Source organism: Flagellimonas alginilytica (genome assembly GCF_042134605.1).
GTDB lineage: Bacteria > Bacteroidota > Bacteroidia > Flavobacteriales > Flavobacteriaceae > Flagellimonas > Flagellimonas alginolytica.
In genome coordinates this window covers 1071463-1086199 of record NZ_CP169638.1, presented here as the reverse complement: position 1 = coordinate 1086199, position 14737 = coordinate 1071463, and the positions used below count along the sequence as shown (strand labels likewise).

The 14737-nt window shown below is 42.4% G+C and carries 11 protein-coding genes; 6 read left to right on the top strand and 5 right to left on the bottom strand.

Going from position 1 to position 14737, the window contains the following annotated elements; all coding sequences use genetic code 11:
- Positions 1–39: 39 nt before the first annotated feature.
- Both ABTP35_RS04805 and ABTP35_RS04800 read right to left on the bottom strand, forming a co-directional pair.
- A complete protein-coding gene (locus tag ABTP35_RS04805; protein WP_293298860.1) occupies positions 40–1674 on the bottom strand; it encodes a RagB/SusD family nutrient uptake outer membrane protein in 1635 nt (544 codons plus the stop codon).
- A 10-nt stretch (positions 1675–1684) separates the two neighbouring features.
- On the bottom strand, positions 1685–4768 hold the full coding sequence (locus ABTP35_RS04800; protein ID WP_293298863.1) for a SusC/RagA family TonB-linked outer membrane protein: 3084 nt from the start codon (positions 4766–4768) through the stop codon (positions 1685–1687).
- Positions 4769–5138: 370 nt separating this feature from the next.
- Here ABTP35_RS04800 and ABTP35_RS04795 point away from each other — a divergent pair, with 370 nt between their 5' ends.
- From ABTP35_RS04795 to ABTP35_RS04780, 4 genes are all read left to right on the top strand, one after another.
- Positions 5139–6158: a LacI family DNA-binding transcriptional regulator gene (locus ABTP35_RS04795; RefSeq protein WP_293298866.1), complete on the top strand. Its 1020-nt coding sequence runs from the start codon at positions 5139–5141 to the stop codon at positions 6156–6158.
- 29 nt (positions 6159–6187) lie between these two features.
- On the top strand, positions 6188–8050 hold the full coding sequence (locus ABTP35_RS04790; protein WP_293298869.1) for an alpha-amylase family glycosyl hydrolase: 1863 nt from the start codon (positions 6188–6190) through the stop codon (positions 8048–8050).
- A 117-nt stretch (positions 8051–8167) separates the two neighbouring features.
- Positions 8168–8920 (top strand): glycerophosphodiester phosphodiesterase, encoded by a 753-nt coding sequence (locus ABTP35_RS04785; RefSeq protein ID WP_224836299.1) that lies wholly within the window; start codon positions 8168–8170, stop codon positions 8918–8920.
- The gene (locus tag ABTP35_RS04780) at positions 8920–10185 is read left to right on the top strand and encodes an NAD(P)/FAD-dependent oxidoreductase (protein WP_293298873.1); all 1266 of its coding nucleotides are present in this window, start codon (positions 8920–8922) and stop codon (positions 10183–10185) included. The genes ABTP35_RS04785 and ABTP35_RS04780 overlap by 1 nt, the downstream gene beginning before the upstream one ends.
- Positions 10186–10189: 4 nt before the next feature.
- On the opposite strand, the gene ABTP35_RS04775 is transcribed toward ABTP35_RS04780, so the two are convergent.
- Together ABTP35_RS04775 and glpK are read right to left on the bottom strand one after the other, a co-directional pair.
- Positions 10190–10918, bottom strand: a complete 729-nt coding sequence (locus ABTP35_RS04775; RefSeq protein ID WP_293298876.1) for an MIP/aquaporin family protein — start codon at positions 10916–10918, stop codon at positions 10190–10192.
- Positions 10919–10943: 25 nt separating this feature from the next.
- Positions 10944–12440, bottom strand: coding sequence for a glycerol kinase GlpK (gene glpK / locus ABTP35_RS04770; RefSeq protein WP_293298879.1), 1497 nt, complete (start codon positions 12438–12440; stop codon positions 10944–10946).
- 59 nt (positions 12441–12499) lie between these two features.
- Between glpK and ABTP35_RS04765 the strand changes: the two genes are divergently transcribed.
- Positions 12500–13039: a DUF1697 domain-containing protein gene (locus ABTP35_RS04765; protein WP_286037773.1), complete on the top strand. Its 540-nt coding sequence runs from the start codon at positions 12500–12502 to the stop codon at positions 13037–13039.
- On the opposite strand, the gene ABTP35_RS04760 is transcribed toward ABTP35_RS04765, so the two are convergent.
- Positions 13036–13512 carry a TspO/MBR family protein gene (locus tag ABTP35_RS04760; protein ID WP_224836304.1) on the bottom strand — a complete coding sequence of 159 codons (477 nt, stop codon included), beginning with the start codon at positions 13510–13512 and terminating at the stop codon, positions 13036–13038. The two genes, ABTP35_RS04765 and ABTP35_RS04760, sit on opposite strands and share 4 nt — an antisense overlap.
- 93 nt (positions 13513–13605) lie before the next feature.
- On the opposite strand from ABTP35_RS04760, the gene ABTP35_RS04755 reads away from it, so the two are divergent.
- Complete coding sequence (locus ABTP35_RS04755) at positions 13606–14688, top strand: diphosphomevalonate/mevalonate 3,5-bisphosphate decarboxylase family protein (RefSeq protein WP_224836305.1); 1083 nt, start codon at positions 13606–13608, stop codon at positions 14686–14688.
- Positions 14689–14737: the final 49 nt, after the last annotated feature.

Below are 14737 nucleotides of genomic sequence, written 5' to 3'. Positions count from 1 at the left end.
TGGTCTTTCCATTTATAAAACAGCTTAAACTTTGGATTGTTAGTACCCTGGATTCTGAACCAAATTTGGGTTTAGAATAAGTTGTGCTGACGGAATTGGGAACAACTGACGGTTAGTGTCTCCCACTGCTCCAGCTTCTTTAAATTCCCAGTCCTTGGTGTATTGTCCAAAACGAATTAAATCGTTTCTTCTCCATCCTTCGGTGTACAGTTCACGTGCTCTTTCGTCCAAAAGGTCTTGTTCTGTAACCGAACCAAGAGGAGCGGCACCTCTAACTGTTCTTAGTTCATTTACCATAGAAGTTGGGTCTCCACCGCTTCTTAACATGGCCTCAGCCTTCATCAAATAGGCATCGGAATATCTAAAGAAGATTATGTGGTTGGCAAATTCTCCATCTCTTGGGTTGTATTTGATCACACGGATACCGGTTACCTCGTTGTTGTCCACAAGACTTGGCTGTCCATTAACTGCACTAACAAACTCTCTTGTGAAAGAAAGTGGCTCACCACCTCTGTCCTCTAGAGCGGCACCATTTGGTCCGTACTGTTGGCCCACTAGGAAACCAAAACCTACATTGGACCCATCAACAATACCGTCATCATTTTCATCCTTACCGTAAGTCCCGTCGAAGGCAATACCGCCTTCTACCGGCACAAAACCTCTACGCTCTTCTTGACCATCTAGTAAGGTTCCATCATTGTTACCTCTGTTGTTGTCGGCATCACCCTCGAACAAATCGTAAAATTCGGCGAGTGTACTAAAGCCGTTCCAGCCACCACCACCTAACTCGGTTGAGTTGTAGTGCAATGTGTTAAAAATTCTAGTACCTGCAGATGTTTGTGCGTACCAGATAGTTTCGGTATCACCACCGGGAACAAATATGTCAAAGTAGTCAGAAGCCAATTCATATCCGTCCGACTCGATAGCATCCACTAATGAAATAACTTCGGTCATGTCTGCCGAAGCAGCTGAACCGGAACCATTGTAAATGTGTCTGTTCAAAAGAACTTTGGCCTTAAGGAATCTAGCGGCTGATTTGGTTGCCCTGAAATTATCGTCGCCTGCAGAGGAAGCTGGAAGGTTAGAAATTGCAGTGTCCAGATCGCTCAAAATAAATGTAATGGCATCTTCCCCGGTAAATACGTCCGGATCGGCCAATGGATCAGCAGCTTCTGTGTCTCTATAAGGTACTTGTCCGAAATTGTCCAAAATTATGAACATGGACAATGCTCTTAGGAAAGAAGCGTGTCCGATGGATTCGGTAGATGAGGCAGATCTTGAATCCAATACTTCACTTGCCTGTAATTGAAGGCCGTTCCATTCGTTCCATACGCCTAAAATATAGGAGTGTTCCGGAGTCCAAGAATGCTGGTGCATTTGTCTCCATATACCATTATCCCCCCAGTCGGAACCTCTAGTGGGTACCAAAAGGGCATCTGTGGTAACTTCGTTCAATGCATATAAGTTGGCTTGTGTGCCAAAATACCCGTATGCATCGTTGTACATTGCGGTAATTTGACTTGAAGCCGCTTCAGCGGTTTGTATACCTGTAAACCCATCGTCTAGTAGCGAGTCCGTTGGCTCTACCTCCAAATCTGTACAGGAAGCTAGCAGAATACCTACGCACAAGCTGAGCGAGAAATATCTGTTTGTTTGTTTAATAAAATTTTTCATTGCTTTTTTTTTAAAATTTAGCGTTGATACCCAATGTTACAGTTCTTGGTCTCGGGAATGCAGTGTAATCTATACTGGCACTCGGGATACCTGTTCCAAGGTCACCTGTGGTGGATGATACCTCTGGGTCTAGACCGCTATAGTCTGTAATCAAGAACAAGTTTTGTCCTGTAAGTGAAAGTCTCAAACTTTTAATGGCTCCTTGTCCGCTAAGCGGCACATTGTAACCAACACTTGCGTTCTGCAATCTAACAAAATCGCCATCCTCTAAGTATAATGTAGAAACTTCTTGGCTAATGTTAGTTTCCAATCCTCTTTGATCAACATTTCTTGTTGTTTCAAAAGTTGGTCTGTTCAAAAAGGCGTTAGCCGTGTTGTTGTATACGGAGAAACCGAACTGACCAGTAAAGTAAGCGGATGCATCCCAATTCTTTACCCTTAGATTTAAGGAAAGACCTGCGTTCACATCTGGAAGGCCATCTTCTCCTACAAAATCTTTCTCGTCTGGGTTAAAGTTTGGATTACCGTTGCTATCTTCTGAATACTCAGCCATGTAGAAAGAAAAAAGAGATCTACCCTCTCCTAATCTTTGGGCAAAAGCGTCTGTTAGTCCAGGCCCGTTCAATGCTCCAAAGTTGGCGGTAACACCATTTAACCCTTCAACTTTGTTTTTGTTGTAAGCAATGTTAAAGGAGGAGGAGAATGTAATATCCTCTGTTTGCACAAAATCATAGTTCAAGGCGACTTCAACCCCTTGGTTGATAATTGTGCCATCTTCCAAATTTTTGAAAACAAATGGGTCTGCAGCAGGAGCAGCGGCACCCTGTCTAAACAATAGATCATTGGTTTCTTTTCGATAAAAATCAATGGATCCACTGAAACGATCTAGGTTGAATCCAAAATCAAGACCAATGTTCATATCCAAGGTGGACTCCCATTTTAAATCTGGGTTTTGAACGGCTACGGTTTGTGCACCTGGTCTTAAGATTTCACCACTATCACTAATACTCGGTTCGGAGAAACGAACTCTTCTTAGGAAGTTCGCATATCCCAAGCCTTCCTGGTTACCGGTAACACCAGCTCCAATTCTTAATTTAAGTGTTGAGATATTGTCACCTATAAAATCTTCTTCATTAATTTTCCAAGCAAAAGCACCGGAAGGGAAGTATCCGTACCTGTTATCTTCACTAAACCTTGAGGAACCGTCTGCTCTTACTGTTGCTGTGAACAAAAATTTATCGTTCAAAGTGTAGTTTGCTCTTGCAAAGAAAGATTGAAGTTCATCAGTATTATCAAAGGTATCGACCCAAACTGAGGTGTATCCGCCGGAAGAAATTCCCAATGATGCAGTATCCTCGAAAGGATTAATGCTGTTTACAAAATTTCCATTTGGGGCGTATCCAGCTTGCTGGTATGGCCCGTTGATGCTTGATCTTATGTTGTTCACGTCTTCAATCAGCAACTCTCCCATTTCATTCAAGTCAGAGGTTGGAGCTTGCCATCCCTGTGAGTTAAAACCTTCTCTTTGGAAATCTTGGAAAGAGTAACCTACAATTACATCCAATGATGAATTATCAAAAGTCTTTTTATAATTCAGCGTCGCTTCTAAAAGTTTACTGGTCGCATTCAACGTGTTGTATGCAGTTTGTCCATTACCGGTTACCCGGTTAAAGTTGTTTGCGTCCCCGGAAATAGAAGAAATAGACTCCGCATCAGAATCATCGTAACCAACGCTTACCTTACCGGTCAATTCCGGAGTAAAATCGTACTCAGCTGAAAAGTTGACCAAAGCTCTGTCTGTGTGCGTAACCGACTGGAAGTTGGCAAGATAGTTTGCTGGATTTAATTGATTTCCTTCCAAAAAGAAATTTGGATTAGCTGGCCAAGTTGGGTTCGCAGAGTATGCTGCACCGATCAAGTTACCACTTGCTCCGGAAGTACCACTAATTGGTGGTGCATCATCGTTTACACGCGAAATGGATGCTTGTAATGTAAGTCTTAATTTGTCATCAAGAAAACGGTGACTTGCATTGATTCTACCGGTAATACGTTCTTGTGCTGATTTTTCTATTACACCAAATTGCTTTCCGTAAGAGAACGTTCCTCTAATATTGCCACTTCCATAATTTCTGGAATATGAAAGGTTTTGGTTTTGGGAAGCAACGGATCTGGTAATATAATCTTGCCAATTGGTATTGTATCCAAAATCATTTGCATCAGCAATTGCTTGACTTCTTACTGAAGCGGTCTTTGATAAAAATTCATCCCTGTCAAAAAGATCATAGCTGTTGGCTGGAGTGGAAATGCTTAAATTGGAGCTAAATTCAAAAACACCGCCTTGTCCAGATTTACCACTTTTGGTGGTAATGATAACTACCCCGTTCGCTCCCCTGGATCCATAAATGGCCGTTGCAGAAGCATCTTTAAGTATGGACATACTTTCGATGTCGTTGGGGTTAATAAAGTTCAATGGGTTTCTTGTTGCATTACTACCGTTGATTACATCACCACCTGAAGGAGTAGTGGATTCACCTGATAATGGCACGCCATCCACAACAAAGAGGGGATTGTTGTTGGAACGGATAGAATTGGAGCCCCTAATTCTTAGGTTCATTCCGGCGCCGGGCTCACCACTGGCCTGTGTAATCTGTACACCGGCGGTTTTACCCTGGATCAACTGTTCCGGGGATGCAATAACACCACCGTTAAAATCCTCCGAGGTTACGGCGGCAACTGAACCGGTCGCATCTTTTACCGTTGTTTGTCCATAGCCAATAATTACAACCTCGTCCAAAGCTTGTGCGTCTTCTTCCAAGGTTACATTAATGGTAGATTGTCCATTCACCGCAATTTCTGCGGTCTTGTAACCAATGTAGCTGAAAACCAAAGTGGCGGTATCCTCTACGTTGTTTAGGGTGAAGTTACCGTCAAAATCGGTCTGCGTACCATTGGTAGTACCTTTTACCAATACGCTCGCCCCTGGTAACGGCCCGTTCGCATCCGAAACGGTACCTGATACTGTCTGAGCCTTTGCCAAACCGAAGCATAAAAATGCCCCAAGCAGCAAAAAGCTTTTTAGTAGCGTAATCTTCATAGATAATTAATTTTAAGTTTAGTTAATTTAATTCAAGTGTTAAACATATATAAAAAAAAGGTTAATGTAAATTTAACTATATTGTAATTTATCACGAAAACGGTTTCGTGTTGATAACTTTAGGAAATGTTGAATTCACAGAAATGGATATAGTGGTTTGAGTATATCTTAATTTTGTGAGCTGTGGTTAAGAATGTAGTAAGATTTACACTAATATAGTAAATTATATGCTTTTGCCAATTTTGGCCGCTAAGCCTCAATAGGATTTTATAACATGTTCGATGTAAAAAAGGTGATTTTCTTATGTCGTACAGCATCTTAATTAAGTATTTTTAGGGTTACGGAAATTGCAATCTAAATACAAGTATAGTTGAAGTCAAAGATTACCTTAAAGGATATTGCAAGGGAGCTGGAGGTTTCCATATCTACAGTTTCCAAAGCACTCAAGAACAGCGAAGAGATAAGTAGGGACACCAAAGAGAAAGTACAGGCTTTTGCCAAACTTTATAACTACAAGCCCAACAATATAGCCATTAGCTTAAAGAATAAGCGCACCAAGAATATAGGCGTGGTGATTCCGGATATTGTACATCATTTTTTTACTACCGTTATCCGAGGTATCGAGAAATATGCCAATGCCAGAGGTTATAATGTAATTGTTTGTCTTTCCGAAGAATCTTTTGATAAAGAAGTCATCAATATGGAAATGTTGGCCAATGGAAGTATAGATGGTTTTATTATGTCACTATCTTCCGAAACACAATCTAAGGGTGATTACAATCACTTAAAAGAGGTTACTGACCAAGGCATACCTGTTGTTCTTTTTGATAGGATCACCAACGAAATCGACTGTGACAAGGTAATTATCGATGACGAACTCGGAGCCTATCGTGCAACTCAAAAATTCATTGACCAAGGAAAAAATAAAATTGCCCTGATCACCACCGACGATTACCTAAGTGTAAGCAAGGCAAGAACAAAGGGATACCTAAAAGCGCTTCAGGAAAGCAATTTGGGTATTGATGAATCGTTGATCTTAAAACTTCCATCCATGGAGATGGACGAGCAGGCCATCAAAACCTTTTTGAACGAGGTAAACCCTGATGCCGTTCTGTGCGTAAACGAAATTTTTGCGGTCTACAGCATGCGATTGGTCCAAGAAAAGGGATTAAGAATTCCCGAGGATATCGCTTTTATCGGCTTTACCGACGGCGTGCTGTCCAAATATGCCAATCCAAGTCTATCCGTGGTGGCCCAACACGGGGAAAAGATGGGCGAGGTCTCTGCAGAAATGCTTATCGATAAAGTAGAGAGCGAAGCTGAGGAAGAAAGCTATACGACCAAAATATTGGAGCCCACCTTGGTGATCAGGGATTCCATAGAACATTAATTCTACAAAGAAATATTTCTGTTTAGAACATGAGAACAACAAAAGGCCTAATCTTGATCTTGGCCATTGCGGCATTAAAATCGTGCAAAGAAAAACCAAAGCCAGCTCCGCAACCTATGAAAAAGAAAGAAGTAGTTTACCAAGTATTTACCCGTCTTTTTGGAAACACCAACACTACCAATACACCATGGGGTAACATAGAGGAAAACGGTGTGGGCAAATTTGCCGATTTCTCCGAAAAAGCCTTGACCGAAATAAAAGCTCTCGGCGTTACCCATATTTGGTATACCGGAGTGCCCCATCATGCAGTGATCAATGATTATACAGAATACGGCATTTCCAATGATGACCCCGATGTGGTAAAAGGTAGGGCCGGTTCCCCATACGCAGTTAAGGATTATTACAACGTTGATCCGGATTTGGCCATCGACCCATCAAAAAGATTGGAGGAATTTAAGGCATTGGTGGATCGTACGCACAACGCAGGTATGAAGGTCATTATCGATATCGTGCCCAATCACGTAGCAAGAAATTATGAAGGAAAGACCAATCCGGACGGAGTCGAGGATTTTGGAAGCTCCGATGATACATCAAAAGAATATGCGGTAAACAATAATTTTTATTATATCCCTGGAGAAGCGTTTAAAGTGCCTGATTGGCAGGAAGGATACCTGCCACTTGGTGGTGAAGAAAACAATTTGGCCGACTCCAAGTTTGAAGAAAACCCCGCTAAATGGACAGGTAACGGCTCCAGACTGGCACAACCACACTACAACGATTGGTACGAAACGGTAAAAATAAACTACGGGGTACGCCCGGACGGTACAAAAGATTTTGATGAACTGCCAGAGTCGTTCCGAGAGAAAGATTATAAAGAACATTATGAGTTCTGGAAGGACAAAACACTCCCGGATTCTTGGGGCAAGTTCAAAGACATTGCCCAATATTGGTTGGATTTTGGAGTAGACGGGTTCAGGTTTGATATGGCCGAAATGGTACCCGTGGAGTTTTGGAGCTACCTTAACTCCAATATTAAGATGAAGAACCCCGATGCCTTTTTGTTGGCAGAAGTCTATAACCCAGCCCTTTACCGAGATTATATCCACAAAGGAAAAATGGATTATTTGTATGATAAGGTCGAGCTCTACGATAGTATAAAACATATAATGAAGGGGTATGGTTGGACAGATCACATCCCCGTAGTGCAGAAAGGCATGGCGGATATTGAGCACCACATGCTACATTTTTTGGAAAACCACGATGAGCAGCGTATCGCAAGTCCCGATTTTGCAGGAAATGCACAATTGGGGAAGCCGGCCATGGTAGTGTCGGCAACGATCAGTACCTCTCCAACGATGATCTATTTTGGACAAGAAGTAGGTGAGCCCGGGGCGGAAGATGCTGGGTTTGGTGACCCGACCCGGACTTCGATTTTTGATTATGTCGGGGTGCCACATCACCAAAGGTGGGTCAACAATAAAAAGTTCGATGGAGGGCAACTTACCGAAGAAGAAAGGGAACTTAGGGATTTTTACAAACGCCTGTTAAATTTTACCATATCCAGTGAGGCGTTGATGGGCGAGTACCAGGAAATTCATTTTTACAACAAAGATCATACGGAGGATTATGATCACAGAGTACTATCGTTCGTTAGATGGACATCCAATGAAAAATTAATAGTACTTTCCAATTTTGATGCCCTAAAAAACTATTCCTTAAATCTAAAAGTACCGGAAGATGTAATCACAAAATGGGAGCTAACAGATGGTGATTACCCGTTGTCCGAGGTCTTATATGGAGAAGTTTCCCCCAAACTTTCCGTAATAAATGGGCAAGGACAAATCCAATTGGATTTGGCTCCACTACAATCTTATATTTTTAAATTAAAGTAATAGGACCGATCAAGTTGGCCCTATTTTTTAATTTTAGGTTAAGTTGGGTTTCTGCAAGGGGTAAGAAGAGTGTTTTTTAATTACAAATTGTATTTTTAACCCTATAACCAAACCATCATGAAAAAAAACTTACTTATTGCACTTGGAGCCATTTGGCTTTTAACGAGTTGTGAAATGACAAAATCAAAACCATTGGTAATTGGACATCGAGGAGCCATGGGGCACGAGACCGAGAACACACTGGCATCGGTACAAAAAGCTTTGGATCTGGGAGTGGATATGATCGAGATTGATGTATTCAAGATCCAAAGTGGCGAGATTGTGGTCTTTCATGATAAAAAGGTAGACCGGCTTGCCAACGCCGGCGGAAACATTGAGGAATATAATATGTTTCAATTGCGACAACTGGTATTGGACGGTGGGCATAAGATTCCCATGCTCCAAGAGGTGCTGAAGCTCATAGATAACAAGGTAGCACTAAATATAGAGCTAAAAGGTGCAGGAACTACGGATAAGGTTAATCAAGCCATCAACTTTTATGTAAAAGAAAAAGGATGGAATATCGACAACTTTATTATTTCCAGCTTTAAATGGGACGAGCTCCAAGCTATGAGAGCGATCAACAAGGATGTTAAAATTGCCGTATTGACCTCCGAAGATCCGTTGCAAGCGTTGGAAGTGGCCAAAGAGTTGGATGCCGTGGCCATTAACCCAAATTATAAAACCCTTACACAAAACAATACTGCTAAAATCCAATCGGAAGGATTAAAAGTATATACCTGGACGGTTAACGAACCCGAAGACATTCAAAGAATGACAGAATTTGGGGTCGATGGTATTATCACCAATTATCCAGAACGTGTGAATTAATGTTCGACCTTATTATAGTAGGTGGTGGAGCGGCAGGTTTCTATGCGGCAATTCAAGTGGCAGAACGTGCTCCCGATCTGAAAATAGCCATTTTTGAAAGGGGCAAGACTGTTCTTTCCAAAGTAAAGATCTCAGGCGGTGGACGTTGTAACGTTACCCACGGGGAGTTTGTGCCCAAAGATTTGGCGACCAACTATCCTCGGGGCGAGAAAGAGCTTTTGGGACCATTCCATTCCTATGCCCCAATGGACGTAATGGCTTTTTTTGAAGAACGGGGCGTACCATTGAAAGTGGAAGAGGACGGACGCGTTTTTCCAAAGAGCGATTCCTCCCAAAGTATTATTGATTGTTTGGTAGGAGAGGCGGACCGATTGGGTGTAACAGTCTTAAGAAACAGTTCCGTAAAAGATATAAATAAAGCAGAAGAGGGGTGGCAGGTGACCACGATGAACAAGCATTATCGATCAAAAAAACTATTGTTGGCCACTGGCAGTAATCCGAAAATATGGAAGCTTCTGGAAAAATTAGGACATCAGGTCGTCCCCCCCGTGCCTTCACTTTTTACCTTTAATATTTCCGATAATAGAATTAAAGGTATTCAAGGTTTGAGTACATACGCCTCGGTCGAGGTTTTGGCCAAAAAGGTATTCCATACGGATAAAAAATCGCTCAATCTTAAAAGTAAGCTAGATCAAAATACTTTTCTCTATGCAGAAGGCCCCGTTCTCATAACTCATTGGGGATTAAGTGGACCGGCAATTTTAAAATTGTCGGCTTGGGGAGCAAATATTCTTAACGATTACAATTATTCTTTTAGAATATTGGTGAATTGGTTGCCGGAATACACCACCGAATCCATGGAAGCCAGCCTAAGGGAAGTAAAGGAGGTGGAGGCAAAAAAAACCGTGATGCGGACCAATGTCACCGAACTGCCCAAACGATTATGGAAACGATTGGCGGAAGCTGCACAAATCGGGCCGGAGAAACGTTGGGGAGATATTTCGAAGATGGAGCTTCGGGCGTTGGCAGAACAATTGACGGCTTCAGCATTTAAGGTAGAGGGGAAAAGTACGTTTAAAGAAGAATTTGTGACCGCTGGGGGTGTGGATTTAAAAGAAATCAATTTTAAAACTTTTGAAAGCAAGTTGCATCCCGATCTTTACTTTGCAGGTGAGATTATAAACGTAGATGCCATTACGGGAGGATTTAATTTCCAAAATGCATGGACCGGTGCCTATATTGCAGCACAGGCCATAACTTCCTAGGGGCTCACTGTAAAAGTATAGCGGCCCAGGCGGCTAAAATTGCTCCTGCAATGGGACCGACCACAGGAATCCAACTATAACCCCAGTTATTCCCGCTTTTATTCTGCAATGGCAATAGCGCATGTACAATCCGTGGGCCTAGATCTCTGGCAGGATTAATGGCGTAACCCGTTGTTCCCCCTAAAGAAAGGCCTATGCCCCAAACAATTAAGGATACAGGTAGGGCCCCTAAAGAACCAAGGCCAATAATGGTATTATCCGTGGTCAGCATGGCATCGGTAAAAAAAAGTACCGAGAAAACGAGCACAAAAGTGCCCAAGAACTCTGAAAAAAGATTAATTGACGTATTGGGTATGGCAGGGGCAGTACAAAACACGGCTCTTTTGGTATCACCATCGCTAGTGGCACTAAAGTGATCTTTGTTCACTAGCCAAACACAAAATGCCGCCAACATGGCTCCAATAAATTGTGCTAAAATATATGCTGGAACTTGGTTCCACGGAAATTTTCCGGCCACGGCCAACCCAATACTGACAGCTGGATTGATGTGGGCACCGCTGTACGGCCCAGCCACTACTACTCCGGTGTAAACGGCAATTGCCCAACCTGTAGTGATCACAATCCAACCAGATCCATTTCCATAAGTTTTTTGAAGCGAAACGTTCGCAACTACACCGCACCCAAGGACCATTAACAAAAAAGTGCCTATAATTTCTGCTATAAAGGGAGTCATATCAATGTAATATTAGTGTTTATGGTTATGGAAGTTCCGTCCAAAATTCAAGTGCCTTTATCGCTCGGTACCATTCTTTTATGCCCTGTTCTATGGTTTCCCGTTCGTTGGTCGGTTCAAAGTGTACATCGGTTTGCCAGATTTCCTGGATCTCTTGGTGGTTTTCCCAATAACCAACGGCAAGACCTGCCAAATATGCCGCTCCCATTACTGTGGTTTCAACAATTTTTGGTCGAACGGTGATGGTATTCAGAACATCGGCCTGAAATTGCATCAGCATATCGTTGACGGTTGCACCGCCATCAACACGTAACTCTTTAATGGAAATTCCCGAATCTGCTTCCATGGCCTTAAGAATATCCATGGTCTGGTACGCAATGGACTTTAAGGCTGCCCGGGCAATATGGGCATCGGTGGTGCCCCGGGTAATACCGAATAGGGTTCCTTGGGCTTTCTGGTTCCAGTGGGGAGCGCCCAAACCTGCAAAGGCTGGAACAAATACAACTCCTTCGGTACTGTTGACCGAGCTGGCTAGTTTTTCTACCTCTTCGGAGGATTTAATGATATTTAGGCTGTCGCGTAACCATTGTACCACCGCACCGGCTATAAAAACACTGCCCTCTAGGGCATAAGTGGTTTCACCATTAATTTTCCAGGCTACCGTGGTAAGTAGATTGTTCTCGGATACAATGGGTTTGTCACCAATGTTCATCAACATAAAGCAACCTGTGCCGTAAGTATTTTTTACCATGCCCTGTTTTGTACACATTTGACCGAACAATGCGGCTTGTTGGTCACCAGCAATGCCGGCTATCGGTATTTTGGTGGCAAAAATATTGGGACTGGTATTTCCATAAACCTCGCTGGATTGTTTTATGTTGGGCAGCATACTTTTGGGAATGCCCATCAGTTCCAGTAATTCATTGTCCCAGTCCATGGTATTTATATTAAAAAGCATGGTACGGGAGGCATTGGTCACATCGGTAATGTGCAGGGCTCCGTCCGACATTTTCCAAATAAGCCAAGTGTCAATGGTACCCATGATCAAATTGCCATTGTCCGCTTTTTGTCGTGCGCCGTCTACATTGTCCAAGATCCATTTCACCTTGGTTCCGGAAAAATAGGAATCGATTACCAATCCGGTTTTTTTTCGGATGATATCGGATTTACCCTCTTTTTTTAGTTCATCGCAATAATCGGCAGTCCTTTTATCTTGCCAAACAATGGCATTGTACACGGGCTCGCCGGTGTTTTTGTCCCATACGACCACGGTTTCCCGTTGGTTGGTGATTCCTATGGCGGCCAATTGGGTGGATTTAAGTCCTTTTTTGCTCACGGCCTCGGCAGCTACTCCTGCTTGAGTGGACCAGATTTCACTGGGGTCGTGTTCCACCCATCCTGGTCTGGGAAATATTTGAGTGAATTCTTTTTGGGCCATGGACACAATTGTGCCTTTTTTATCGAACACTACGGCACGTGAGCTTGTGGTCCCTTGATCCAAAGCAAGGATGTATTGGTTCATTTTGTTAATTTAATGCGCTTGAATTTACTAAAATTAATTCGTGTGCAGAATCAATCACTATGGGGAATACATACATAGGCTTACTTCGGGGTATAAACGTAAGCGGCCAAAAAAAGATTAAAATGGCCGAATTGAGGCGAGTTTTAGAGGAAATCGGTCTTCAAAAGGTGAAAACATATATTCAAAGTGGGAATATTGTTTTTGAGGGTGGCAACATAGAACAAAACGATTTACAGCGATATATTTTTGATGCTATTTATCAAAATTTTGGTTTTGAGGTGCCGGTATTACTGTTCAATAAGGAAGAAATAGAGCATGTTTTGAACAAAAGTCCATTTATGGATGCCGATGGAGAGAACAGACTCTATTATGTTTGGCTAAGAACTTCGCCTGAACATGATTTGGTAGAACAATTTAATCAACATCAATTTAAGCATGAAGATTATTTTGTTACCGATAAATGTGTGTATTTACTCTGTAAAAATGGATATGGCAGGGCAAAACTCAACAATAACTACATCGAGAACAAACTAAAAGTGGAGGCTACGACCCGAAACCGAAAAACGATGCTGAAACTATTGGAAATGATAGATTCCTAAGCGTTGAGTTCCCAGATTTTGTAATTGAGGGCAGAGGCAAAAGCGACCCAGATTACGTAGGGTACCATTAAAATTGCGGCAGGTTTGCTTATCACCTTGAACCATTTAATGGTAAGTAGGATCATGGTCAACAGGGCCAAAATTACAATTAGTCCGCCAAGAGGATTTTTAAGTCCAAAGAAAACAATGCTCCAAAGTGCGTTTAACAACAACTGAAAAACAAAGTGGTACAAGGCCGTTTTTACCCAAATGTGATGATAGCCTTTGGACCATACTATTCCAGCTGCAGTGCCCATCATAACATATAAAGCGGTCCAGACCGGGGCAAAAAGCTCGTTGGGCGGCGTAAAAGAGGGCTTGTTCAGTGTAAGGTACCAGTCGTTCACGGAACTTTGGGTGGCAATGCTGGACAAAAAACCTATGACAAGGCAGACCAAAACACTAATGGCGATGTAAATAATTCTTTTTTTCATGGCTGGCTCAACTTCGACTAAATTAAGAATTTATTTGTATCCTAATTACTGTAAATTTGGCGCTCCTTATATTTGTTGAAATATCCATTGCCAATGACGGAAAAACAATTTTTGCCCGGTACGTATTTGGAATTGCCCGAAAATGGCAAGGTGACCTGGAAAGCACCCAGCAATATTGCCTTGGTAAAATATTGGGGCAAAAAACCAGTACAGATTCCCGCCAATCCGTCCATAAGTTTTACTTTGGATACCTGTGCTACCACAACATCGGTATCGTATGGAAAGAAGAACAATGGGGGCATATCCTTTGATCTATTGTTCGAGGGCAAGGCAAAAGAAGATTTTAAACCCAAAATCCATACTTTTTTTGAGCGTATTCGGGAGTATGTTCCGTTTTTGGATAAGTACCACTTTACCATTGATACCACCAATTCCTTTCCCCATAGCAGCGGAATTGCATCTTCGGCAAGTGGAATGGCCGCTTTGTCCATGTGTTTAATGGATATGGAGAAAACACTGAACCCCGCTATGTCGGATGAGCTGTTCCATGCCAAGGCATCTTATTTGGCCCGATTGGGATCGGGCAGCGCATGCCGGAGCATAAAAGGCAGTATGGTGCAATGGGGCGCCCACAAGAACATTCCCAACAGTTCCAATTTGTACGGAATCGAGTATCCGTTCGAAATTCATCCGGTTTTTAATGGTTTTTGTGATACAATTTTATTGGTCCACAAAGGACAAAAACAGGTGAGCAGCACCGTCGGCCATCAATTGATGCACGGTCACCCGTATGCCACGAATCGTTTTGAACAGGCCTTTGCCAATTTGGATACGTTAAAACCAATTCTGGCAAGTGGGGATTTGGAAGGATTCATCAAGCTAGTGGAAAGTGAGGCTTTGACCCTGCATGCCATGATGATGACCAGTATGCCCTACTTTATTTTAATGAAACCGGACACTTTGGAAATCATCAACAAAGTTTGGGAGTTCAGGCTTGATACCAAAATACCGCTATGTTTTACGCTTGATGCAGGGGCCAATGTTCATTTGCTCTACCCGTCATCAGAAAAGGAAAAGGTACAAAAGTTTATCAAAGATAACTTGGCGGACCATTGCGAGAACGGACAGTACATTAACGATGTGGTGGGGTCGGGGGCCATCAAAATAAACAGCTAAAAATGAACAGCTAAGCTGTTTTTTTACGTTATTTGCCAAAGTTTTTTAC